Source organism: Candidatus Alistipes pullistercoris (genome assembly GCF_027665465.1).
Lineage (GTDB): Bacteria > Bacteroidota > Bacteroidia > Bacteroidales > Rikenellaceae > Alistipes_A > Alistipes_A hominis.
Genome location: NZ_JAQDED010000007.1, coordinates 114,608 through 139,072, shown reverse-complemented (window position 1 = coordinate 139,072; position 24,465 = coordinate 114,608). Strand labels below are relative to the sequence as shown.

Sequence of the window (24,465 nt, the reverse complement as noted above, 5' to 3'; positions counted from 1 at the left end):
AACGTTCTGTGTTCCACTCTGATTTCAATCAAGACAAAGGCTTGGCTTTACTCTTTTCGCAGGTACAGTATTTCAAGAACGGCATTGCGTACCCGTTCCGCTCCGAATGTGCCGATATGGAAAGCGAGGGTAACTATCGCTTCAAGGTTGTAAACCTCCATACAGCAATTATCGGATACCCGTATGCTTCGCCTTATCCCGTATTCCCTTAAAACTCCGCTCTTGCAAAGAGCCTTCAGCCCTGCACGGAATGTCGGGGCGGTTACTCCGAACAGGTCGCAAAGTTCCCATTCGCTCATGGCGGTTGCGCTAATGTCGGTCGGCATGATGATGTTACCGTCTGTTGTTATGATGCTTCGTTTCATGGCTATGCTTGGTTATGGGGTTACACTTCCGAACGATGCGTTCAGCTTGTTGCCGAACATCGTCAGGTCATTGTCAAGTTTCTGCGTGGTTATCTTCGCATAGATTTGAGTCGTGACAATGTTCGTGTGTCCCAGAACACGGCTCACGCTTTCAATGGGCATCCCCTTGCTAAGAGCCAGTGTTCCAAACGTATGACGAGCGCAATGGTAGGAGATTTGCTTCTCTATTCCGCATTCCGCCATTACCTTTTTCAGCTGTTTGCACATCGTCCAATAGTTGATTTTCCCGAAAACCAGCTTGTCTTCCGACAGATACTTGTACCGTTCGATTATCTGCAAGGGAATATCCAGCAGCTTCACTTGGAACGGGACATTTGTCTTGTGCCGTTTCGACAATATCCATTTCTCACCATTCACCTCCACTATTTCATCCGTTGTGAGTTCTTTCATATCCACGAAAGACAAGGCGGTGAAACAGGCGAAAATAAACAGATCCCGCACCAATGCGAGGGTGGGGTTGTCAAACTCGTGCGCCATGATTCTTTTGATTTCGTCCTCTGTCAGATACTCCCGTTCCTTAACATTCGGGCTGATATGGAACTGCGCAAACGGATTTCTCGGTATCAGTCCGTTATAGTGCGCACGCATGACCACCCCTTTCAGCCACATGCAGTTCAGCCAGATGGTGGCGTTTTTCAGTCCCCGTTCAGCCGTAAGATAAGCCGCAAACTCCTTGATGAAGTCGGGTGTAAGTTCCAGCATGGACATGTCCGTCCGTCTGTAGAATGACTTGATAAAGGCTGCGACATAGTTCCTTGCCCTTACCATGACCTTGTACGTGCCGATGCTGCGGTCTTTACCGACACGTTTCAGGAAGTTGGCGCAATCCTTGTCAAAAGCCTTTATCAGTGTCTCATACTCGCTTCCTACCCCTTGGTAGGCATTGCGCACCATTTCAGCCGTTACGTATGCCTCTCGGTCGGATATGCGCTGATAGTGCTTGATGATTTGCGCCTTGATGTTGTCCAATGCCAGATTGACGTTCCGTGCTTCGGCACTCTTGCCTTTGGCTCGGTTGCCTTTCGCATCCCAAAGGGTTTTCGGGATGGTCTGCTTGCAGCTGAACTGCGCCACAGTACCGTTGATTGTCACTCGTCCCATGATGGGGACAATACCGTCTTTCTCCTTGCTGCCGTTCACGTAGAACAGCACTTTGAATGTACTTCTTGCCATACTCGTTTTTTTTGTTTGCAAAGTTAAATATCAACGAGTTAGACCTTGATATGCAAATCGGTGACAAACGGTGCAATAGCATCTCCCATATGTTAAATCTTACTCTTTCACGGGTAATGATTTGCAAACCATTCTTCTTCTTAAATCCGCTTTTCTTTGCGTTTTCCGCTTTTTCGGCTTGTCATCATTTGACACCGTAACAACTCTGATATTAAGTCGTTTAGCGTCATTTCACCCGTTTTTCGAGGTTATTCCAGAGATTTTATGTATTTTTGTCGTAAAATCATTCGGCAACAATGAAAAAAGACGATATTACCGCTTTATATACCCCTGATTTCATACAAGAGATCAAGCGGATCGTAACCAATGCCCGCCAAAAGGCATACGCCGCGATCAACTCGGCGATGGTCGAGGCTTATTGGCAGATGGGCAAGCGGATCGTGGAGCAGGAACAGCAGGGAAAAGACCGCGCGGATTACGGCTCGCAGTTGTTAAAATCCCTGTCGAAAGAGCTTACGGCAGAGTTCGGCAAGGGGTTTTCCGTCAACTCGTTGTACTATTTCCGTCAGTTCTATCTTGCCTTTCCCGAAAAACTCCCCACAGCGTGGGGAATTTTGACGTGGTCACATTACAAGCGTCTGTTGAGCGTTTCCAATGCCGATGCCCGCGCATGGTATCTGAAAGAGGCCGCCGAACAGATGTGGAGCTACCGCACGCTCGACCGCAATATAGGGTCGCAGTATTACGAGCGGTTGCTGCTCTCGCAGCATAAGGAAAACGTAACAGCCGAAATGCGGACGCTGACAAAACCGTTCGAGCATGACCGGATGGAGTTCATCAAGAACCCGACCGTCGCGGAGTTCATAGGCCTTACGCCCAACAGCGACTTTTCGGAAACGGAGCTGGAGGGAGCCATCATCGGCAATCTGCAAAAATTCCTGCTCGAATTGGGTAAGGGCTTCTCGTTCGTCGCACGGCAGAAATTAGTCCGCACCGAAAAGAAAGACTACTTCATCGACCTCGTTTTCTACAACTACATACTCAAATCGTTCGTACTGATCGACCTCAAGACGACGACCATCACGCACCAAGACGTAGGACAGATGGATATGTATGTGCGGATGTACGACGAACGGGTGCGCGGCGAGGGCGACAACCCGACCATCGGCATCGTTCTCTGCTCGGAAACGGATGAGGACATCGCACGCTATTCCGTGTTGCACGACAACGACCGGCTGTTCGCCTCGAAATACATGCTCTATATGCCGACCGAAGAGGAGCTACGCGAGGAGATCGAACGGCAAAAGGAGTTCTATCGGTTACAACACTAAAATCGGATTATAACATATTAAATAATATTTATCATGGCATTTACTCGTGCACTTTATTATCCTACAATTGATATTTCTAATGAGGCATGGCTTAAAACAGCTATCTTGTATTGGGATGAAATTAATACTATTGTACCATCATCAATAGACCATCCATATAAACAATGTACCACCCAATTTTTAGCAGATGAAGGGGTGATAAAACCTCTTTTCGTTAATTCCGACATGGATTTAATAGAGGGATTAACGAATGATGTATTAAATTACTTAAATAGTAATGAGGGATACCAAGTTTTGACTCATCCCGAAAATGGAATTGCAATGCATCTCCAAAAATTGCCGAGAGAAATTCGAGAAATTCACCGAATTCATCCGGAGAAAATGGCTCATGAAATATGGTATCAACTACGAGAGTATATGGATAAAGATGGTTGGCTTCATGTAAGTGGAGGTTTTGCCAATTTTTATATGACATTACTCACAAATCGACTATGCGAGCAGCATAGCATTGCACCTCTAACAGACAATACTCACACCTCTAATTTTAGTAATTTAGCAAGGCTTGATAACCAAGTAGCAATATACAATCATTGGGATTATCAGTGGAGAGATCGTCATATTCGTAATAGAGGGCATCAATTAGCTCAAGGTATTCTTATGGATTTATCCTTTAATGGAATAACTATATCGGATGAGGTTTCGATTGATGATATTCTTAAATTTAAAAGACAACATCAAGATGAATTAGGATTGTTTAGAATGAATATCGAAAGTCTTACCAGAAATATTCCAGTCGATGCAACAATAGAACAGATACGGCAACAAGTCAGTGATATATATGTAAATCAATTTTTGCCGGGATATAATAATCTAAAAAAGTCTCTGAATGGAGCAGGTATAAAAACGTTTGTCAATAATCTTATGAAAATATCGTTTTTCTCAACAGGTGCAACTACTATACCTGCAGCTTTGTTGGGAATATCTATCCCCTCTGCATTATTAGCAGGTGCAGGCATTTCTGTCATATCTACATTAATTTCCTATAATATAGATAAACAAGACGTTTTGAGAAATAGTCCATATTCGTATTTACTATCAATGAATAACGGAATATAAAAGAATCCTCGCTGAGTTAGCAGCGAGGATTCTTTTATAAATTACGTCTGTTGTAACAGGTGCGCCAGCGCCGGATCGCTCTTGATGCGTTCCAGTTCGTCGGCGACGATTTGCCGCACGTCGGCTTTGATGCGATTGTAGTTTTCCTGTATCATCTCTTTCATGCGGTCGTTGCCCTCCTCGTCCGTAAAATCGGTAATGATGGGAATCTTCTTGTAGGCTTTCTCCTCCTGCTTCACCTTTTCGGCATCCTCGACGATTTCGCAATGAAAAACGCATCTATATACTTTAATGTACCAATCAAAACACATTTATCATTATTAGCTTTAGGTTTAAGTCGTAATACAGTAATAACCCTATCTGAGAAATATATTACGAATACGCATATGTCTCAAAGTGAAAGCTTGACATGGCTTAGACAGTTAGACTTGGAAGCATTGGATATATCCCCCATAATGAGAGAAGATATTCATAGAATACTATAAAAAATCTTTTTTGAATGAGAAGAATATGTGTCAATCAAATATTTTTGTTATCTTTGTAACGTGATGAAAAAACGGGCAGACAAGAAGAAGCCATTAGGCGACTATGACAGACAAGATACCGTTACTAATTCGTTACAAACGTACTTTTTGAAATAATTATCACCTTGATAATAAGGGATCTGGGGGTGTTGGTTCATAACCCTATCTCTCCGCAGTATGATTTATCGATAAACAGAGACTCCGCATGATCCGGTCGATCGTGCGGATGTTTTTTATGATTCCGTTCAGGAATTTTCCCGCTTTTTGCGTTGTAAATCGTAACAGTCGTAGACGGAAGCGCTTATATGCCGACATGTAAGCGCTTCCGTCTATGTTGAAATCGGCCGGGGGAGGCAGACCTGCCGCCGTTTTATTCCTTAAGGCGGATAGGTCGTCTATTTTCGGTCTCCTTCGCGGTTCCTGACTGCACGTTCGAATACTTCCCGGTCGTATTTCCAGTCGTCGTTGCGGTACCGTATCTTCCTGCGGAGCGAACGGAGATATTGTTGCTCTTTTTTCTTTCCTGCGTTGGTGAACCAGAGCTTCAGTCCTATGCTGGCCCTGCCTTTTTTAGAGACGATCATACCCGTGCAATGCGTGTAGCCCTTTTTGAACGGATCGTCCACCGGCAGGGTGTACAGGAACACCGAGTCGGCATTGAACCACCTCCGGGCTTTGCCGCCCGAAACGATCGTTACGTAGGTTTTGAAATCTTCCCGGGTGAACACTTTCCCTTCCACCGGGTTGAAAAAGCCTTCCGTATAGCCGTAGGCCGCTTTCGATTCGCCGGTTATCAAGAGGCGGGGATAGTTGTCGTTCGTGAGCAGCTCGTTCGTTGGCGGCGACTTTTCTAACTTTCTCATGGTTTGGTCCATCTCGATCTCGCCCTCGGTTCTGTAAATTAAAAAGCTCATGTACATCAAAATGAACTCCCCGTTCTCGGATTCGAGTACGGGAGCATATGCAGTTCCCGAGCGGTGTCCTCTTCGGATCCACTGTCCCGCCAGCGTATCCAAATCGATCATATGCCTGGGCCGGGCCCAGACGATATCGAATGCAGCGGCACTGAATTCGGCTCTTTTCTCAAAAGATTCCGGGGATATCGCTGCCGTTCGCTGCTGTGCACAAACTACCGACGGGAACAGAAATAGGGCGAGTATCGTTAGGCGTTTCATAAAAGCAGTGTTTTAATTTCGACTTTCGGATCGTACCCTACCGTACGCTCGTACGCTGTTGGCTTCGAAAACGTCGGTGACCTCTTTTCTGTGAACCATGATAGGAGTTCCGTCGTTTGTATTTTGGGTATCTTTTATGTAAACCCAATTAATGTCGGCTTTGACCGCCGGGGCTGCATGTCCTCCCGAATTCGCCATCTTGGTTGCCACGAGATAGACGTTTCCCGAACCTTGCGAATATTGGTAAGAATGCGAAATGTCGCTTACGGACACTCTGGTGCCTTTTGCGTAATTGGCCGGAAAATACTTACCAGATCGGAATCGCCGAGTCCAGCCACTGCACGCGTCGGGTTAGGAAGTCCTTGGCGTACTGCACTTCGTTTTCCCAGGTTCCCAGCGTGATGACTTCGACGCTGACCGGCGTGTTGAGGATGTTCCACTTCGTGAAGTTGGCCCGCTGCGATACGGAGATCTTCTGAGCCGTCTCGTTGATGTAGGCGTAGAGCTGCGGCAGGTATTCGCTTTTAAGCGTTTTCCAGCGCTCTTTGACCAGTCCTGCGAAGTAGGGATCCTGCATCAGCCGGTCGAAATAGAGCGAACGTTGTACCAGGACGTCGTGGCGGGCCGGTTCGGTGTAGTTCCAGCCGATGCCGAGCGACCACTCGAAGTCCCAGACCGGCGACATGCCGAGTTTGGTGTCCGGCTGCGCGTTCTTTTTGAAGAAGTAGTAGTTCGTATCTTTGTTGCACAGGGTTTCCTGTACCAAGTACCAGTTCACCCAACTGTCTACGTCGATGTATTTGCGGTATCCCTCTTCCGGGTCCATGAAATTCTGCGAATAGAGCACATATTCGAATTTATTGACGTAATCTTTGATGTAGGCGACCTGTTGCTGCGTGATGTCGTCCGTATCGGGATGCTTGAACGTGAACGGGTTGCCGCGGTCGGTCATAAAGTACAACGGTTCCTGCTGGTAATAGCCGTCCCGTTCGATCAGGTAGCCGTCGTCATCGGCGTTCAGCCGGTTTTTGGAAACTTTCACGTGTTCGCCGAGCAGGTAGTTGCCCTCGTAACGCCCGTTCAGGAACAGTTCCACGAATTCGGTGCGGGGCGTCCACGGCATCGACATCAGCTCGCTCAATTTGAATGCGATGCTGGTGCGCAGCAGCGATTTGTCGCAGTAGTTGGCCAGCAATACCCACTCTTTGTCGGACGGCATACCCAGAATCTCGGATTTTTCGTCCAGCTTGATCTTGTACGGCTTTTTCGGATACCCGAACGTGGCGTTGCCCCGGCCCCGGATACGCATGGCGCCTTCGTATCCGGCTTTGAAATCGGCGGTTTTGCTAATCGTCAGCGTTCCGTTGACGTAGTTCTCTTTCGACGTGATTGCCGCACGCTGGTCGGTTTCGACCGTAACGACCGGCAGACCGGTGAAATTGAACAGGTTGACTTTGTATTCGGCGGACGTTCCCTTGCTGTCCGTAACCGTATAGACGACCTCTTTCGTGAAGTCGTTCGCCGTGACGCCCGACTGCTGCGAAACCTTGCCGACGGAGATCCGGTCGAAACGGCCCAAGAAGGTCGGAACGAGTTTGTCGATGTCCGTCACGTAGGGTATCAGGCCCGAAATCGATGTTCCGTCGATCGTGCATTCGACATCCGACAGTAGGTACAGCGGGTTTTTGGCCGCTTCGAAAACGAACGACGTGATCGCCGGGCCGGACTCCGCCCCTTCGAAACAGGATATGTTGACTTTATAGTCGACCGTTTGTCCGATGCTGTCCATGACCGTATAGACGACCTCTTTCGTGAAATCGTTTTCCGAAACGCCCGATTGCTGAACCGTATGGTTTACCGAGATCTGAGCGAACCGGCCTTTGAAGGACGGAACGAGCTTGTCGAGGTCGGTCGCGTAGGGGATCAGCCCCGAAATTTCGTTCCCGTCGATCGCGCATTTGATGTCCATGATCAGCGTTTGCGGATTCCGGGCGGCTTCGAATACGAAGGCGGTAATCGCCGGTTGGGTGGCCGGCGAGTCGGGCCGGCCGTTTTCGTCGTTGTCTTTGCAGCCTGACAGCAGCGCGACGCATGTGGCGAAAAGGAGTAGCTGTTTTTTCATAAACGGTAAAGTTTTAGGTGGATTCGGATGTCCGGGTGTCGCCGGACGGTAAGTGGCGTTTTTATAGAACGCCGTTCGCTAATTTAACGATAAAATTCGAAAATGCAATCGGTTGCCGGATAAATACGCAATGTGCGGCCGGCTCGGTTCGCAGAGGCGTGCCGGGAAGATACGAAAAACCGTGTCGTGAAAAAACTTTCCGGAATTTCCCCGTACGGGGAAATTCCGGAAAGTTCGTCGGTTGCGTTCGTACGCGTATCGGTCAGGAAACTCCGTTGCTCATCAGGAACGCTTTGATAAACTCGTTCAGGTCGCCGTCCAGCACGGCTTGCGTGTCGGAGGTTTCCTGTCCGGTGCGGTGGTCTTTTACCAGCTTGTAGGGATGGAGCGTATAGCTGCGGATCTGCGAACCCCATTCGATCTTTTTCTTCTGTCCTTCCAGTTCGTTCTGCAATTCCATCCGTTTTTCCAGCTCGCGCTGGTAGAGTTTGGACTTCAGGATGCGCAGCGCGTTCTCTTTGTTCATGATCTGCGAGCGGGTTTCGGTGTTCTCGACCACGATGCCCGACGGCAGGTGACGCAGGCGTACGCCCGTTTCGACCTTGTTGACGTTCTGGCCGCCCTTGCCGCCGCTGCGGTAGGTGTCCCATTCGATGTCGGCCGGGTTGACGACGATTTCGATCGTGTCGTCTACCGCCGGCGAAACGAACACCGACGCGAAAGTCGTCTGCCGCTTGTTGTTGGCGTTGAACGGCGACAGGCGTACCAGCCGGTGGACTCCGTTTTCGCTTTTTAGGTAGCCGTAGGCGAACTCGCCGACAAATTCCAGCGTCGCCGATTTGACGCCCACTTCATCGCCTTCCTGCAGGTCGACGATTTTTACCTGGTATCCGTTCGCTTCGCCCCAGCGGGTGTACATGCGCAGCAGCATGGCCGCCCAATCGAGGCTCTCGGTGCCTCCGGCCCCGGAGTTGATTTCCATGATCGCGCCCAGGTGATCCTCCTCGCCGCCGAGCATGTTGCGCATTTCGAGCGCTTCGATCTTTTCGAGCGTCGCCCGGTAATGGGCGTCCAGCTCTTCGGCGGATGTAAGCCCTTCCCGGACGAAATCGGGCATCAGCGACAGATCGTCCGCGGCCGACGCGATTTCGTCGTAGGCCGTGATCCAGTATTTGATCCCGGCGACCTTTTTCAGTTGTTTCTCGGCTTTTTCGGGATCGTCCCAGAAATCGGGAGCCTGCGTGCGGCTCTCCTCTTCTTCTAATTCGATGCGTCGGTTATCGACGTCAAAGATGCCTCCTCAACGAATCCTGTCGTCTTATAAGCTCTTTAATTTGTTCCGCGGTTATCATACTATAATATTTAAGGTGTAAATTCGAAAAGAGTTAAACTTCCGCCTCGATCGTTTTCGGACAGGCCATCGGTTTCAGGAACGTCAGGTAGATCATCCGCAGCCAGGTGAACGTGAAGCAGTAGATGTTCAGTTGCAGCGTGTCGCACAGGAACCGCATGACCGGCGTCGGGCAGACCAGATCGACCGGTACGGCGACCAACAGGACGAAGTTCGCCCAGAAGAGCGTCCTGTCGAGCCGGGTTTTGCGGGCCTGTACCCAATACCAGAGCAGATAGCCTGCCAAGGCGATGACATAAGTGTGTTTTTCGGTCGAGAGGCTGAACAGGATCACCCAGCCCATCAGGATGCCGAGCGAGCCGGCCCGGAAGTCGAACCGGTCGAACTGTTTGCGATTCACTACGAACAGGACGGCCAGCAGGGCGATCGATCCCATCTGTACGTAGGTCATGACCGGTGTCAGCAGGTCGTGGATCGGGTAGAGGTTGAACAGCGCGTAAAACTGGAACTGATCGACATGCAGCGACAGCACCTCGGCCCAGCGGGCGTAGAACGGCATCAGGCCCGACGGCTCGATGCTGACCAACGGCAGGAAGACGAAAACCGCCGCCAGCGCGACCGTGAACAGGATGTTACGCCAGAACTTCGGGTAGCACAGCAACAGCGCCAGTTCGAAAATGCCGTATATCTTGCAGAACCCGGAGATCAGGATCAGCGTGATCGCCCAGAAAGGTTTCCCGCGCTCCAGCAGCGTGAAGGCGAACAGGAACAGGTAGGCTACTACCGGGTTGAACTGCATCGACATCTGCGTCGTCGCGAGGATCATCGCCGTGTAGAGGTAAGTCTGGCATTTCTGGTTCTCCGTAAGTCGGGGCAGCGTGAAAATGGCGCAGAAGAACATCGAGAAGTTGAACAGGTTCCATACGAACGGGCCGACCGTCATGCCGAGGTAGGCGAACGGCGCGAACAGGATTGCGAACAGCGGGCCGTACAGGAAGTCGTACTTTTCGACGCCGTAGGGGTCTTCCCCTTTCCAGAAATCGAACGTGCCGTTCTGGAACGTAAAAAAGTTGTATTGTTTGCCGTGCGACACTTCCAGCAGCGTCAGTACGAAAGTCAGTACAAAGCCGAGGATGAAGATATTGCGGCGGTTCAGAAAAAAACGACTGATGTTTTCGGTAAATCGGGACATGGCGTTGGTTTGGGTTTCGTGGGAAAATCAGCCGGCGACCGAGCATGGGATACCGAGCGCTTCGACGCGCGCGGCGATCGCCCGGAGTTCGGGAACGGATACTTTGCGAAGGTTCTCGGCCGGGGTATCCCGGTCGATCGTGTAGACCATTACCTGACGCGGAGCGATTTCGGCGATTCGTGCCAGCCAGGCCGATACTTCTTCTTCGGTGGTGTTGTCCACCGTCCGCCCGCCGTACTCGCCGCGCAGGAACATCGTCTGGATAATCAGCCGTCCGTCGAAGCGTTTCATGTTCTCGACCGTGCGGGCTACCGAATAGTCCCCGCGCGGAAGATCGATCTGCCGCACCGTGGCGTCGAATGCCGAATCGAGTTTCAGGATGTTGTTGTCCACCTTCAGCAGGGCTTCGCGCACCTCTTCCCGCCCGATCATCGTAGCGTTGCTGAGCACCGATATTTTGGCTTTCGGGCAGAGTTCGTCGCGCGCGGCGATCGTATCGTCGATGATGGCGCCGAACTCGGGATGCATCGTGGGTTCGCCGTTGCCTGCGAAGGTGATGACGTCGGGCGGAGTTCCCGCTCCGGTCATTTCGAGCAGTTTGGCCCGCAGTAGTTCGCGTACGGTCGCCCGGTCGTTGAAACGAGGTTTCGCACCGCGGCCGGCCCATCCGCATTCGCAGTAAATGCAGTCGAAACTGCACAGTTTGTTGTCGAGCGGCAACAGGTTGACCCCCAGCGACAAGCCGAGCCTGCGACTGTGTACAGGGCCGAAAATCACTTGATCGTACAGCGAAGTGCTCATGGCGTCTGGTCTTTTATCCGGCCAAAGATACGAAATGAATCCGGATCGTGCAATCGGCTAATCGGTTTCGCCGACCACTTCGATCAGCGCGCGGGTCAGTTTCTCCAGATCGTGGTCCTTTATTATATATGGCGGCATGACGTATGCCAACCTGCCGAACGGCCGGATCCAGACGCCCTCTTCGACGAACCGGCGCTGCATCGTCGCCATATCGACCGGTTTGCGGAGTTCGAGCACTCCGATCGCGCCGAGGACGCGCACGTCGGTCACCTGTTTCATGCCGGCAGCCGGGGCCAGTTGCGCGCGGAGCAGATTTTCGATTTCGGCGATCCGTTGCAACGGGGAGTTGTTTATCAGGATGTCCAGCGATGCGTTCGCTACGGCGCAGGCGAGCGGATTGCCCATAAACGTCGGCCCGTGCATGAATTCCGGCGGATTGCCCGAAGAGATGACGTCGGCGACCCGTTCGGTCGTCAGCACGGCGGCAAAACTCATGTAACCTCCGGTCAGCGCTTTGCCCACGCACAGGATGTCGGGCGCGATACCGGCCCATTCCGATGCGAACATCCGTCCGGTGCGGCCGAAGCCGGTGGCGATCTCGTCGGCGATCAGCAGGATGTCGTACCGCGTGCACATTTCCCGCAACCGGCGCAGGTATTCGGGGTGGTAGAACCACATGCCGCCGGCTCCCTGCACGATCGGTTCGACGATCACGGCGGCCAACTCTTCGTGATGCTGTTCGATGATTTCGGCCATCGGCGCGAAATCGCGGTCGTCCCACTCCTCTCCGAACCGGACAGCCGGTTGCGGCGCGAAAAATTGTACCGGCAGCCGTCCGGTAAAGACCGAATGCATTCCGGTGACCGGATCGCATACCGACATGGCGTGCCACGTGTCGCCGTGATAGCCGCTGCGGATCGTCGCCAGCGTATTTTTGCGCGGCGTGCCCTGCGCATACATGTACTGCATCGCCATTTTCACGGCGACCTCGACGGCCACCGACCCGCTGTCGCAGTAGAAAATTTTCTCCAGCCCGTCGGGGGTCAGGCTTACCAGCTTGCGGGCCAGTTCGACGGCGGGAGTGTGCGTCAGTCCGCCGAACATGACGTGAGCCATGTGCTGAAGCTGCGCCTCGACGGCTTCGTTCAGTTTCGGATTATTGTATCCGTGGATCACCGACCACCAGGACGACATGCCGTCCACGATCCGCTGTCCGTCCGAAAGTTCGATGTGCACCCCGTCGGCCCGGACGGCGTGGAAAACGCTCAACGGCTGTTTCATCGACGTGTACGGATGCCACAGGTGCGTTCTGTCGTAGTCGAGTATCTCTTTTGTCTCTCTGTCTTTCATCTTAAAGCCCATCTTTGTTGTAAAAATAGTAAATTTAACAGACTTTTTGCGGAAGAGTTTGTGGCAGCGCCGGACATTTGAAGGAAAGATTGTATCGAATGCGGCCGGAGCCGTTATGTATGATACGCTTCAAAGGGGTTTGTACATAGGGCCATGAGAAAAAATATGAAAAAATATTGGAAAAATTAGAATAATCCATTGCATTTTAAATTTTATCTTGTATATTTGCAATGTGAAATAGATGTAGTGCTGATTATATATAGGCAAATCAAAATATTTATCGAATCGTTAACTTTTAAAATTATTGAATTATGGCACGTTTATCTTCTCCGATTCCGGCACAGCAGCCTATGATTGTAAGGTATGTGCAACCCAACCGCAGTGGAATTCAGGCAAACAATTATGCCCGTCACAGCATCGGTTACGTAGTGCGCGGGAAGAAATGCATTTACTACGGCGATTTGTGCCACGAAATACCTCAGGGAACATTATTCTATATGGGAACCGGCAGTCATTACACGGAAGACATTCCGGAGGCCGGTAAGAATTTCGAGCAGATCGTGTTTTATTATACTTCCGCTCAACTTTCCAAAGTGTTGAATAACCTGAGCGTGGTTTATCAACTGCACATAACCAACGATCACAGCTGTCCCGATTGCGAGCAACAGACGCATGTAAGCTACCCTGCGACGAGCGCCATCAAGAATTTCTTCGGAACGGTCAGCCAGTACCTTAAGGACGACTTGTTCAGTCAGGATACGACGGCGGAAATGATCAAAATCACCGAACTGGTCTATCTGATCCTCACGCAAAAGGAATGTTGCCTGAAGAGCAAGATCCTGAGCAATATGGACCTGATGAAAGAGAGTTTCGAGCAGACGATCCAGGATTATATCTTCTCCGATATTTCAGTCGAAGAGCTGGCCGAAAAGTGCAACCGCAGCCTCACTTCGTTCAAGAAAGAGTTCCGGAAGCATTTTTACGAACCGCCTCACAAATGGTTCATCCGCCAGCGCCTGATGCATTCGCGGCTGCTGCTGATATCGACCAACAAGTCGATCTCCGAAATAGGAAACGAATGTAACTTTCCGAATACGTCCCACTTTATCAAACTATTCAAAAAAGAATACGGTTTCACGCCTGCGAACTACCGCCATCGCCATGCACAGAGCGATTCCGGGGTCGCGTCGGAAACCAAAGGTTTCGTTCCACACGGCACTCCGGCTGTTCCTCAGCTTTGATCTGAATATCGTATGGACACCGGGCGAACGGAGCGTATGAATGGTTGTGAAGATTTATAAGTCGTATTGAATGGCAGGTATTTATATATTGATTCAAGAATCTATTTTTAGTAAGAAGTTATAAAAGAAATTATAAAAAAAAGCGAAGTTTTGGAATAGAGTACCTCCTTCGTTCGGTTTTTTATCGGGTATGCGGCGACCGGGTTTTCCGGTTTTGCCGCATACTTTATTTCTGTTGGCGACGAAAAAGTATATTAAAAATTTGGGGAATTGAAAAATAGTTCTTACATTTACACTACCTAATTGATCAAAGCTAACTAACCTTTTATGAATACCGGCAGCTTCCGAATGAAGTTGCCGGTATTTTTTACCCCGGCGGAGACGATTTTTTCATTTGCGGCAGAGGCGAAAAGTATATGGCAAAGAGACGCTTACCGAACGGGTGTTCCGGAGCGGATCGTTGGTCGGGAAGCCGTTCTTGCTGCCAACGGCCGTCGCGGAATCGGCCCGCTCCTGCGGATAGAAGCGGAGCCGGATGCCGTGCGTTATTCGTTGGGCAGGTCGATGTAGTAGTTCACGTTTTCGGCGGTCAGGATGTCCATCGACATGTAGTTGTCGGCACTGGCCGGCGTGGTTTTGAAAACGAACAGGTTGCACAGCGCTCTGACGCCCCGGTAGGCCTGGGTTTCGCATTTTTGAGCGATGATATAGTCGAGGTAGCCCGATTTCATGCACTTCACATTCCGCTCCAGCGGGTCGAAACCGAGCAGGATGCGATAGCCCATGCCGTGCGCCTGCAGGTATTCGGCTACGATGTAGGCGCGCGAGTTGAAGATGATGATGTGCCGGATGTCGGGATGCGCTTCGAAAAAACGGTCGAGGATTTCGGTATTTTGCGCACAGTCGGACGGATACAAGTAGTCGACCCATAGCCGGCATGCCCGCTTTTCCTGTTTTATGAAATGCAGGAAACCGTCCTGGCGGATCGATGCCGTGTTGCTGAGCGCGTCTCCGCTGCGGTGGAACCGGAAACAGGCGACCTCCGCCGGGGCCGAATTCCGCAACAGCAAGCTCGCTCCCAGGTAGCCGCTTTCGAAGACCGGCATCCCGTAATAGGCCAGATAGGGCGTGCCGGGCAGTTTCGATTCGATGAAAACGAACGGCACTTTTTTCCCGGCCAACTCCGTAACGAACTCCGTCGCGGCTTCGCGGAACATCGGGACGATCAGCACGGCGTCCGGCAGGTCGGCCAGCGTGTCGCTGCAAGCCTGCCGGAACGATTCGACTCGAAACTGGTCGTAACGTACTACCTGCACTCCGATATTGAAATCGCGGCACTCTTCATAAGCTCGCAGGACGCCCCGGTGCGCGATCTCCCAGAAGTCTCCTCCTTCGAAGTCGGGCATCAGGCAGGTGATCCGGTAATGACGCCGGGAGGCGAGCAGCGAGGCGTACGCGTTCGGTTTGTAGTCGATTTTCCGCACCACTTCCTGTACTTTCCGGAAACTTTCGGCCGACACTTCGCCGCGGTTGTGGATCACCCGGTCTACGGTGCCTTTCGAAACTCCCGCGAGCTGGGCGACGTCTTTTATCGTAACTTTTTTATCCGGTTTGCTCATGCCTTGTCGTGTTTTGTCTGTTTGCCGTGGTTTGCGGCCGGTCGTCGGATGTCCGTACCGGTAGCAAAACTCCCGGTAAAAATAGCGAATATTTTCCAGAGTGCTGAATTTTATTTCGTGCACGTGCACGAAACTCCGGAAAATTGATTACTTTTGGCTTTGGTATATCGGAAGGTTCCCTGGGGAACGACCGGTAAAATCTGAAAATCACATGGGCCCGTTCATAGGAGAAAATTTCATGCTGACGACCGATGCGGCCGTCGAACTCTATCACAGGCATGCTGCGAAGATGCCGATCATCGACTATCACTGTCATCTCGATCCGAAAATGATCGCCCGCAACCACCGTTTCAGCGGTATTACCGAGGCATGGCTCGGCGGCGACCATTATAAATGGCGCGCGATGCGGGCCAACGGCGTTTCGGAAGAGTATATAACCGGCTCCCGAAGCGATTACGAGAAGTTCGGGAAGTGGGCCGAAACGGTTCCGTATACGATGCGGAATCCGTTGTACCACTGGACGCACCTCGAACTGGCCCGGCTGTTCGGGATCGACCGGGTGCTGTCGCCTGCTACGGCGCGTGAAATTTACGACGCCTGCAACGCCGCGCTGGCGACCGACGCGTTTACGGCGCAGGCGTTGATGCGGCGGTGCAACGTTCGGGCGGTCTGTACGACCGACGATCCGGTCGATTCGCTGGAATACCACCGCGAGTTGGCTGCCGGCGATTTTGCCGTCCGGGTGTTGCCTACGTGGCGTCCCGACCGGGCGTTGGCCGTAGCCGATGCGGCGGACTACAACGGATACCTCGCACGGCTCGAAGAGGCGTCGGACGTTTCGATCGGCTCGTATGCTCAGTTGTTGGACGCGTTGCGTAGGCGGCACGACTGCTTCGCAGCGGCGGGATGCCGCCTTTCCGATCACGGGATGGATACCTTCCCGACGGACGATTATACCGAAAACGACTTGCGTCGCATTTTCGATAAAGTGCGCGGCGGCAGCACGCTCCATCCGCAAGAAGTCGCGCAGTTGCAGGGCGGTCTGTTGTTCGAACTGGCCGTGATGGACAGCGAAAAGGGGTGGACGCAGCAGTTCCACATCGGGCCGATCCGCAATCCGAACACCCGGATGTTCCGCAGGCTCGGCCCCGATACCGGCTACGACGCCATCGGCGATAAGCCCTGCGCCGAAGCGGGACACCGTTTCTTCGACCGGCTCGAGTCGCGCGGCGCGCTGGCCAAAACCATTCTGTATAACCTGAATCCGAAAGATTTCGAAGTGCTGGCCGCGATGGCCTATTCGTTCAACGACGGATCGGTGCCGGGTAAGATGCAGTTGGGTTCGGCGTGGTGGTTCCTCGACCAGGAGCGGGGTATGCGCCACCAGATCGATACGCTGTCGGCCTTCGGGTTGCTGGGGCGTTTCGTCGGGATGCTGACCGATTCGCGCAGTTTTCTGTCGTACCCGCGTCACGAATATTTCCGCCGTATCCTGTGCGACGTGATCGGCGCCGACATCGAGAGCGGGCGATTGCCGCGCAGCGAGACGGCGTTTATCGGGCAGTTGGTCGAGGATATCTGCTACGGCAACGCCGAGCGTTATTTCGGTTTTTTCGAAAACGATGATAAGCGACAATAGGAAAACGTTTTACGGGCGGGCTACCTCGAAACCGATGCCCGCGATGCGACTCTCATAATTCGGAATTGTTAAAAACGCTAAAAATATGTCAAAAGTTGTAACTTTCGGGGAGGTGATGCTGCGTCTGGCGACTCCGGATCGCCTGCGCTTCGGACAGGCCGGTTCGTTCACCGCCACGTTCGGCGGCGGCGAGGCGAACGTAGCCGTTTCGCTGGCCAATTACGGCCTGCCGGTCGAATTCGTAACGCGCGTGCCGAAAAACGATATTGCGGATAGCTGCCTGCGCGAGTTGCGCAAATACGGCGTAGGCACGTCGCATGTCGTGTACGGCGGCGAACGGCTGGGGATTTATTTCCTCGAGACCGGGGCCGTAGCGCGGCCGAGCAAAGTGGTTTACGACCGCGCGCATTCGTCCGTTTCGGAGATCGCTCCGGGCATGGTCGATTGGGAAAAAGCGTTGCAGGACGCATCGTGGTTCCATTGGACGGGCATTACGCCGGCAATTAGCCAGGGGGCTGCCGACGCCTGCCTCGAAGCGATCCGCACAGCCAACCGGCTCGGCATTCCGGTGTCGACTGACCTGAACTACCGCAAAAACCTGTGGAAATACGGCAAGACGGCGGCCGAAGTGATGCCGGCGCTGGTCGAAGGGTGCGACCTGATTCTCGGCAACGAGGAAGATGCCGAAAAAGTGTTCGGCATCAAACCTGAAGGCTTCGATGCCGCATCGACCGGCGGGCGCGTCGACGGCGCGCGTTTCGAATCGGTCTGCCGCCAGCTCACGGCGCGTTTTCCGCGGGCCAAACGCGTGGTCATTACGTTGCGCGGCGCGGTGAACGCCGATCATAACACCTGGAGCGGCGTATTATGGAACGGCCGGGAACTGTTGCAGGCTCCGACCTACGATATCACCGACATCGTCGACCGGGTCGGCGGAGGCGATTCGTTCATGGGCGGCCTGATCTACGGGCTGCTGGCCTACGGCGACGACCGCCGCGCGCTGAACTTCGCGGTGGCGGCTTCGGCGCTGAAACATACGATTTACGGAGATTTCAACCTGGTAACGGTTGCGGAAGTGGAAAACCTGATGAAAGGAGACGGATCGGGCCGCGTCGTCCGCTGACTCGCGCATCGTTCAACCTTAAAAACACGGAAAAATGGCAAGATTTTCAAAAATAGAGACATTGTCGGCGATCGTTTCGACCGGCATCGTCCCGGTATTTTACCACCAATGTCCGCAAACGGCCAAAGACGTGCTGAAAGCGTGCTACGACGGCGGGATCCGCGCGTTCGAATTTACGAACCGCGGCGAATTCGCCCACGAGGTGTTCGCCGAACTGTCGAAATTCGCAGCCGCCGAATGTTCCGGCATGGTGCTGGGCGCGGGTTCGGTTGTCGACGGCCCGACGGCGGTGCTGTACATCCAGCTCGGCGCGAATTTCATCGTTGGCCCGATGTACAACCCGGACGTCGCGAAGGTCTGCAACCGGCGGCTCGTTCCCTACACGCCGGGTTGCGGTTCGGTCACCGAGATCAGCGCGGCGCAGGAGGCCGGCTGCGACCTGTGTAAAATTTTCCCGGCGGGGTGCGTCGGCGGTCCGTCGTTCGTCAAAAACATCAAGGCCCCGATGCCGTGGAGCATGTTGATGGCTACCGGCGCAGTCGAGCCGACCGAAGAAAATCTGTCCGGTTGGTTCCGTGCGGGGATCACTTGCGTCGGCATGGGCTCGAAACTATTCCCAGCCGAGGCGATCGCCGCCGGGGATTGGGATTCGATCGCCGGCAAATGCCGCGAGGCGCTGTCGATCGTCGCCAAATACCGGAAATAACCGAAACTAACTAACCAAACTTCAACCTACGATGAGCAAACTGAACGAAAAAATGACCAATTACCGGTGGGTGATCTGCTTGATGCTGTTTTTTGCGACGACGGTCAACTACCTCGACCGCCAGGTGCTGTCGTTGCTGCAGCCGATCCTTGAGGAGGAGTTTCACTGGACGGATAACGACTACGGTTCCATAACGGCTGTGTTTTCGTTATTCTACGCCGTATCGATGCTGTTCGCCGGCCGTTTCGTAGACCGGGTAGGAACGAAAAAAGGGTATGCGTGGTCGATTGCCGTTTGGTCGCTGGGCGCGGCGCTGCACGCCGTGTGCGGCGTCGTGACCGAGCGGTGGGTAGGTCTCGAAAACGCCGAGGCGTTGCGCCTGGCGCAGGGGGCCGATCTCGTCGCGCAGATCTCGATGGTCAGCGTGACGGCCTTCGTCGTCTGCCGCTGCGTACTGGCGCTCGGCGAAGCGGGCAACTTCCCGGCGGCGATCAAGGCGACGGCCGAATATTTCCCGAAAAAGGACCGGGCTTTCGCGACCGGGATCTTTAATTCCGGGGCGAACGTCGGAGCCATCGTGGCCCCGCTGACCGTGCCGGTAATGGCCGAACTGTGGGGGTGGGAGACGGCGTTCATCGTCGTCGGCCTGGTCGGGTTCGTCTGGCTCGGGATCTGGCAGTTCGTTTACAAGAGGCCGGAAGAAAATACGAAAATGAACGCCGCCGAGCGCGCCTATATCAATCAGGATATCGAGGCGGACGCCGCCGCCGGTCTGGTCGCGGCCGAAGCTCCGGCGCGCAAAATGTCGTTCGTCGAATGCATGAAATACCGTCAGACCTGGGCGTTCGCGTTCGGCAAGTTCATGACCGACGGCGTGTGGTGGTTCTTTCTGTTCTGGACGCCCGCCTACCTGAAGGCGCAGTACGGCATGGTCGGCACGCAGATCGCATGGCCGATCGCGGTGCTCTACACGATCACGGTGTTCGGTTCGGTGTTCGGCGGAAAATTTCCGACCTATTTCATCAACCGGGGTATGAACCCTTATGCCGGACGTATGCGGGCGATGCTGATTATCGCGTTTTTTCCGCTCGTGGTACTGTTGGCGCAGCCGCTGGGATACCTTAGCTATTGGGTGCCGATCCTGCTGATTTCGGTCGGGGCCTCGGCGCACCAGGCTTGGTCGGCAAACATTTTTTCGACGGTCGGCGATATGTTTCCGCGTAGCGCGATCGCCACGATTACCGGTATCGGCGGTATGGCGGGCGGCCTCGGCTCGGTATTTATTCAGAAAGGAGCCGGGATGCTGTTCACTTACAGCGGCGATGCGAACCTCGCGTTCATGGGATTCGAGGGCAAACCGGCCGGATATGCGATCGCATTTATCTTTTGCGCCGTAGCCTATGTCGTGGCGTGGTGCGTGATGAAGGCGTTGGTTCCGAAATACAAACCGATCGCCGACCGGTAATTACGCCGGCGGATCGGTTGCTGCATGTCGGCGCACGGCAAACGGGCAACGACGCCTTTGCCGTGCTTGCGCTGGCAGCCGAGGGCGATCTATATACGGTTGGCAAGCTGCTCGGACATTCCGATATTCATTCAACACAGGTGTATGCGGATGTGGTAATGGGAACCAAGATAGAGGCAGTAAGCCGGGTTTCGGAATTGCCTGGCATTTTTATTAGAACAGAAACGCGGATTATCTAAATGCATTATTTTGTGCTATGAATAACGGGATTAATAACTGTGATAAGATTGACTTAGGTTTTGTTCACAAAAGAAATGATAGCCCTCTGCGGACTGGATTGCAGTGTCTGTATCGCCCGACTGGGGAAAAATCCGCCTTATCCGGGTTGTTGGAGCGATGGAGAAGGCAAACCCGAACATTGCGCCCGGTTATGCAAAATTGCGTTCTATGAACATCGCCGGAACTTGGATGACGGCTATTGCGACAAATGTCGGCATTATCCATGCGGACATATCCTCGGAATGGAAGAAAAATATCAGCATGAGTATCCGATGAAGGAATCACTTATGAACAACTTTTCCGAAATGCGCCGATTGGGGATGGATGTGTTTTTGCGAAACGAAAACGCGAAATGACGTTGCTCACATTGCGGCGGCGTCCTTTGCGTCCATACTGGAAAATGCATTGATTGCGGTAACGTGAACTGTTGAGTAAAAGCGTTGCACCGTAGAACCGCGACGCTTTACAGCACAAAAGAGTGTGAGGGGGAACTGTTAAGATTGGCTAAATCGCCAATCTATCTATTAGTTGATAATATCAACTAATATTGCTGCTTTTGTGCCCATAAAAAGAGAGTGAAGCATGAATGACATTCTATTCTTTGTACTGGTCGCCAAAGAATTACAGTTCACGTTTAAGAAACGGATATCCGGGAAGCTGGAGATTCCGGTCGAGTCTTTAGGTGTCCTTATGGCTATACGGCATAAAGCAAGCATGATTCAACAGGAAATCGCAGACACATTAAAAAAGGACAAGTCCGCAATTTTACGCCATATCAATCTGTTTGAAAGTCAGGGATTGATAACCCGTTCAAATACGGCGAATGACAAGCGTATGAATGTCATACAGATAACGGAAAGGGGAAGGCAGCTATTGGTGTCGGCAGATGCCGAATTGGACAGCCTGTCGAACTTTTTGTTTGACGGAGTGAGCAAATCCGACCTGGATATATACGGCAAGGTGCTGACACATCTGAAAAACAAAATCGAGGCCATCAGTCAAAAAAATAACAAAATGACCGCGCGTCCATTCGTATCCCTTGCGACTTTCGCCACTTTTCTTTGTCTGGCGGTTTCCGGTGTAGCCTTGCAGATGACGAACCACCAGCCGTACACTCCTGCAAAAGTGTTCTTTACAGTCTTGCACAATGTCTCGGCAATCTTCTTTCTGGTATTCTCGATACTCCACATCCTGAAAAATTGGAGAGCCATTAGAGCATATATAAAAGGTAAAGCCGCAGGGAAGATAAGCCGTGAATTTATCGTCTGCTGTATTCTCCTGCTTGTTCTCCTGATTGTCTGCTGGCTGAAAACGGCATACGATACGCGTTACACATATATAACTACCAATAACCAAAATACGCCATGAGTAAGATGAATAAGCTACAACGTATCCATACTCCATACATATGGGTGAACCCCAGAGCGTGTGCTGCCTGCTGGAAATGTATCGACAACTGCCCGCGCGATGTTATTGGCAAAGTCGGTTTCTTGTGGCACAAACACATTGTCATCCGAAATGCCGATAATTGCATCGGCTGTAAAAAGTGTATGAAAAGCTGCCCTTCGGGTGTTTTCAGCGAAAGCATGTCGAATGTCGTGATGAAACTGCTTAAACGTATTTGACAAGAATTATTACCTAATCCGGGGAATCTGCACCATGTCCCATAGCGTTCGTGCCACGGCCATGCTTCGGGCAACTGAAAGTTGATTGATGTTGTCTTCATAATGGAACGGGCTTTATCGTGCTGCGAAAGTACGGTAAAGCCCAGTATGACGAAAAAACAGGGTTTTAAGATAATCTGTACCCGACTATGGAACAGAACCGGAACATCAATCTGTGGGAAATTGTCATAACCCGCATAAAGAAAGGATAGCGGTTTCTGAAAAACAGCCCCTGAGAAGATTGGCGTATCAGTTGAATACGGCTATCCCATTTCTCGATGTCGCGGCCATTGTCAAGCCCCCAGTTGAAACGTGCCGAAACTTTTTTGACGGTATCATGCTTGTTCTGATTCTTAACCGATAATGTCCCGCACAGGTCAAACCATATCTCGCAGCCGGGAAAGTGTTTCAGCAGTTTTTGAAACAGGGATTTGATTTCGTCCTCCCGGAAATACATTACCACACCCTCGGCAATAAAAAGAAATTCAGCCTCCGGATTCGCGGATTTCAGTTCCGCCATCCACTTTTCGTCAAACATTGAACCGGGGACATACGTTTCATTCTCTGCCGGAGGCAAAAGTCTGTCACGGGCAGCGATTACTTCGGGAAGGTCAATACTGTAATACCTTGCAGAAGATTCTATTGTTGTACGTTGTGTACGGGCATCAAATCCACACCCAAGATTGACAATGATCGGATTGACGTGTGATTTCACATAATCGCGAACCACATTGTCGAGATACCAGGCACGGACATTGCACCCTACTTCGCTGAGGACTGCACCGTCGAACTTTGAATAGTCGTATGGTATCTGCTCAACCAGTCTTTCAGCGACAGGGTCGCGGATGATAGCCTTTTCTCCGCGACGGCTTTCTTTGGCCCGCATATATAGCGGAATAAGGAGCGTTTCAGAAACGGTGTCTGCGAAAAATGTGCTGTTCATTCTTTTTGTCCTTGTTTTGTCAGTTTCCAAGACATTACACAGAGAATGGCGCTGACGATTAGAATAACCGGCAGCAAGGGAAGCTGTACGATGGAAAAATCCGTGAACAGTTCACAGGTGTGGAACAGGTTGAACAACAGAATGAAGGTGGCGAGCAAGCCGTTCAGAATGTTCCATGAGCGGGTTTTCCCATATAGGGATAACAGAATACCGCATACAGGGACAAGATAGCTTATCGACATCATGAATGTAAGCAGTCCTTCGGGAGCATGCCCCGTTTCGCTTATGGCAATGGCCTCATTCCAGAAAAGCGGCATGAGATCGGCAAGCGAATGTAGAGTCAGGCCACACATGACGGCCACCCACAGGATAGCGATTTTGGTATGGCGGCCTGTCCGATTGATGATGTTTTTATCTTCCATTGTAATGATTTGTTAATAAATTCAAAGTTATACAGGGAAAACAAGGAATGAAATACCCAAAAGTGATGAAATTTAAGCGGCAGAGTAAAAAAACCACCGAAAGCACGGTGAGGTTAGCGAAGTAGTTCTGTTCGGGACGTGTGTCCGATGTGATATGGAATCGTCTTTTCATCCCGTCGCCTACTTAGTCTTATCTGCCAGTCGTAGCGACCTTCAGCCACATCGCCAATTTTCTTATAGGCGCGGTCTGTCTGTAATTCGGTCTGCTTTCCCTTGTCACGGGCAAAGTTCACAAGCCAGTTTCCTTATTTCAGCTTCCGCCTGTTTGGTAAACGGATTCTGCAGCCGTTCTTTCTCCTTTGGCAAGGATGCTTCCAATTTCCGATTCCGGTTCTTGATTTCTGCATATCTGCCGCGCCCTGCGATGTTGGCAAGTCCCGACAGTATGGTGTTGCCGCTTTCCCTGTCAGCCCAGCTGCCCTTCCCGGCAATCTCCTCGTCAAGTTTCGCGCGAGTGCGCTCTTGGGCGCGGTTCTCGATGTCGAGCCATTCAGTCTCAGTCCTCGCCTTCTCCATTTCTGCGACGGCTGTTTCCCGTCCCGCCTCCGCCTGTAACCTACACTACCTAATCTCCGTTAGAAATAGAGTTTTACCCCCATTCCCGGAACAAATGCAAATTTCTCCAGATCGGAACTGATTGTGTAAATGCCCGTGGGCTTTACGTATAGGTTGAACATCTCTGTGATGATGAACTCCACCTGGTACCGATAAATAAAATTAAAGGAAGAGGCTAAACAGTAAAAA

21 protein-coding genes and 1 pseudogene are annotated in these 24,465 nt (G+C 52.0%); 9 read left to right on the top strand and 13 right to left on the bottom strand.

Annotation, left to right across the window (positions count from 1 at the left end):
- Positions 1 to 47: 47 nt before the first annotated feature.
- Both PGR91_RS10650 and PGR91_RS10645 read right to left on the bottom strand, forming a co-directional pair.
- Positions 48 to 365 (bottom strand): hypothetical protein, encoded by a 318-nt coding sequence (locus PGR91_RS10650; protein ID WP_270399342.1) that lies wholly within the window; start codon positions 363 to 365, stop codon positions 48 to 50.
- A 12-nt stretch (positions 366 to 377) separates the two neighbouring features.
- Positions 378 to 1,598 carry a site-specific integrase gene (locus tag PGR91_RS10645; protein ID WP_007855984.1) on the bottom strand — a complete coding sequence of 407 codons (1,221 nt, stop codon included), beginning with the start codon at positions 1,596 to 1,598 and terminating at the stop codon, positions 378 to 380.
- A 296-nt stretch (positions 1,599 to 1,894) separates the two neighbouring features.
- Here PGR91_RS10645 and PGR91_RS10640 point away from each other — a divergent pair, with 296 nt between their 5' ends.
- Positions 1,895 to 2,929 (top strand): PDDEXK nuclease domain-containing protein, encoded by a 1,035-nt coding sequence (locus tag PGR91_RS10640; RefSeq protein ID WP_118656755.1) that lies wholly within the window; start codon positions 1,895 to 1,897, stop codon positions 2,927 to 2,929.
- 33 nt (positions 2,930 to 2,962) lie between these two features.
- Positions 2,963 to 4,045 (top strand): DUF6236 family protein, encoded by a 1,083-nt coding sequence (locus tag PGR91_RS10635; RefSeq protein WP_147386937.1) that lies wholly within the window; start codon positions 2,963 to 2,965, stop codon positions 4,043 to 4,045.
- 41 nt (positions 4,046 to 4,086) lie between these two features.
- Here PGR91_RS10635 and PGR91_RS10630 read toward each other — a convergent pair.
- The 7 genes and pseudogenes from PGR91_RS10630 to bioA all read right to left on the bottom strand — a co-directional run.
- A pseudogene (locus tag PGR91_RS10630) lies at positions 4,087 to 4,320 on the bottom strand (conjugal transfer protein TraG); the annotation flags it as partial.
- A 644-nt stretch (positions 4,321 to 4,964) separates the two neighbouring features.
- Positions 4,965 to 5,744, bottom strand: coding sequence for a hypothetical protein (locus tag PGR91_RS10625; protein WP_147387402.1), 780 nt, complete (start codon positions 5,742 to 5,744; stop codon positions 4,965 to 4,967).
- Positions 5,745 to 6,051: 307 nt separating this feature from the next.
- Positions 6,052 to 7,866, bottom strand: a complete 1,815-nt coding sequence (locus tag PGR91_RS10620) for a CotH kinase family protein (protein WP_118456887.1) — start codon at positions 7,864 to 7,866, stop codon at positions 6,052 to 6,054.
- Positions 7,867 to 8,128: 262 nt separating this feature from the next.
- Positions 8,129 to 9,218 (bottom strand): peptide chain release factor 2 gene (gene prfB, locus PGR91_RS10615; RefSeq protein WP_373419256.1). Its coding sequence is split into 2 segments (ribosomal slippage): positions 8,129 to 9,163 and positions 9,165 to 9,218, totalling 1,089 coding nucleotides; the frame shifts between segments, so codons are not numbered across the junction.
- A gap of 33 nt (positions 9,219 to 9,251) precedes the next feature.
- The gene (locus PGR91_RS10610) at positions 9,252 to 10,409 is read right to left on the bottom strand and encodes a glycosyltransferase family 87 protein (protein ID WP_118656761.1); all 1,158 of its coding nucleotides are present in this window, start codon (positions 10,407 to 10,409) and stop codon (positions 9,252 to 9,254) included.
- 27 nt (positions 10,410 to 10,436) lie between these two features.
- Complete coding sequence (locus PGR91_RS10605) at positions 10,437 to 11,210, bottom strand: radical SAM protein (RefSeq protein WP_101572254.1); 774 nt, start codon at positions 11,208 to 11,210, stop codon at positions 10,437 to 10,439.
- A gap of 57 nt (positions 11,211 to 11,267) precedes the next feature.
- On the bottom strand, positions 11,268 to 12,560 hold the full coding sequence (gene bioA, locus PGR91_RS10600; RefSeq protein WP_118656838.1) for an adenosylmethionine--8-amino-7-oxononanoate transaminase: 1,293 nt from the start codon (positions 12,558 to 12,560) through the stop codon (positions 11,268 to 11,270).
- Between the two features lie 311 nt (positions 12,561 to 12,871).
- Between bioA and PGR91_RS10595 the strand changes: the two genes are divergently transcribed.
- Positions 12,872 to 13,801 carry a helix-turn-helix transcriptional regulator gene (locus PGR91_RS10595; RefSeq protein ID WP_228385810.1) on the top strand — a complete coding sequence of 310 codons (930 nt, stop codon included), beginning with the start codon at positions 12,872 to 12,874 and terminating at the stop codon, positions 13,799 to 13,801.
- Positions 13,802 to 14,346: 545 nt separating this feature from the next.
- On the opposite strand, the gene PGR91_RS10590 is transcribed toward PGR91_RS10595, so the two are convergent.
- Positions 14,347 to 15,420, bottom strand: coding sequence for a substrate-binding domain-containing protein (locus tag PGR91_RS10590; RefSeq protein ID WP_147387403.1), 1,074 nt, complete (start codon positions 15,418 to 15,420; stop codon positions 14,347 to 14,349).
- Between the two features lie 211 nt (positions 15,421 to 15,631).
- Between PGR91_RS10590 and uxaC the strand changes: the two genes are divergently transcribed.
- The 6 genes from uxaC to PGR91_RS13605 all read left to right on the top strand — a co-directional run bounded on the left by uxaC (position 15,632) and on the right by PGR91_RS13605 (position 22,257).
- Entirely contained in the window at positions 15,632 to 17,059 is a 1,428-nt protein-coding gene (uxaC, locus tag PGR91_RS10585) for a glucuronate isomerase (protein WP_118656767.1), read from the top strand.
- Positions 17,060 to 17,144: 85 nt separating this feature from the next.
- Positions 17,145 to 18,182, top strand: a complete 1,038-nt coding sequence (locus PGR91_RS10580; protein ID WP_118656769.1) for a sugar kinase — start codon at positions 17,145 to 17,147, stop codon at positions 18,180 to 18,182.
- Between the two features lie 34 nt (positions 18,183 to 18,216).
- Complete coding sequence (locus tag PGR91_RS10575) at positions 18,217 to 18,888, top strand: bifunctional 4-hydroxy-2-oxoglutarate aldolase/2-dehydro-3-deoxy-phosphogluconate aldolase (RefSeq protein ID WP_101572264.1); 672 nt, start codon at positions 18,217 to 18,219, stop codon at positions 18,886 to 18,888.
- A 31-nt stretch (positions 18,889 to 18,919) separates the two neighbouring features.
- On the top strand, positions 18,920 to 20,353 hold the full coding sequence (locus tag PGR91_RS10570) for an MFS transporter (protein ID WP_220452162.1): 1,434 nt from the start codon (positions 18,920 to 18,922) through the stop codon (positions 20,351 to 20,353).
- An 861-nt stretch (positions 20,354 to 21,214) separates the two neighbouring features.
- The gene (locus PGR91_RS10565; RefSeq protein WP_118656771.1) at positions 21,215 to 22,000 is read left to right on the top strand and encodes a MarR family transcriptional regulator; all 786 of its coding nucleotides are present in this window, start codon (positions 21,215 to 21,217) and stop codon (positions 21,998 to 22,000) included.
- On the top strand, positions 21,997 to 22,257 hold the full coding sequence (locus PGR91_RS13605) for a DUF362 domain-containing protein (RefSeq protein ID WP_101572270.1): 261 nt from the start codon (positions 21,997 to 21,999) through the stop codon (positions 22,255 to 22,257). Before PGR91_RS10565 ends, PGR91_RS13605 begins: the two co-directional genes overlap by 4 nt.
- A gap of 166 nt (positions 22,258 to 22,423) precedes the next feature.
- Here PGR91_RS13605 and PGR91_RS10560 read toward each other — a convergent pair whose 3' ends face one another.
- From PGR91_RS10560 to PGR91_RS10550, 3 genes are all read right to left on the bottom strand, one after another.
- Entirely contained in the window at positions 22,424 to 23,239 is an 816-nt protein-coding gene (locus tag PGR91_RS10560) for a class I SAM-dependent methyltransferase (RefSeq protein WP_118656773.1), read from the bottom strand.
- Complete coding sequence (locus PGR91_RS10555; RefSeq protein ID WP_101572275.1) at positions 23,236 to 23,661, bottom strand: hypothetical protein; 426 nt, start codon at positions 23,659 to 23,661, stop codon at positions 23,236 to 23,238. The genes PGR91_RS10560 and PGR91_RS10555 overlap by 4 nt, the downstream gene beginning before the upstream one ends.
- Before the next feature lie 276 nt (positions 23,662 to 23,937).
- Positions 23,938 to 24,237 carry a hypothetical protein gene (locus PGR91_RS10550; RefSeq protein WP_101572277.1) on the bottom strand — a complete coding sequence of 100 codons (300 nt, stop codon included), beginning with the start codon at positions 24,235 to 24,237 and terminating at the stop codon, positions 23,938 to 23,940.
- Between the last annotated feature and the right edge of the window lie 228 nt (positions 24,238 to 24,465).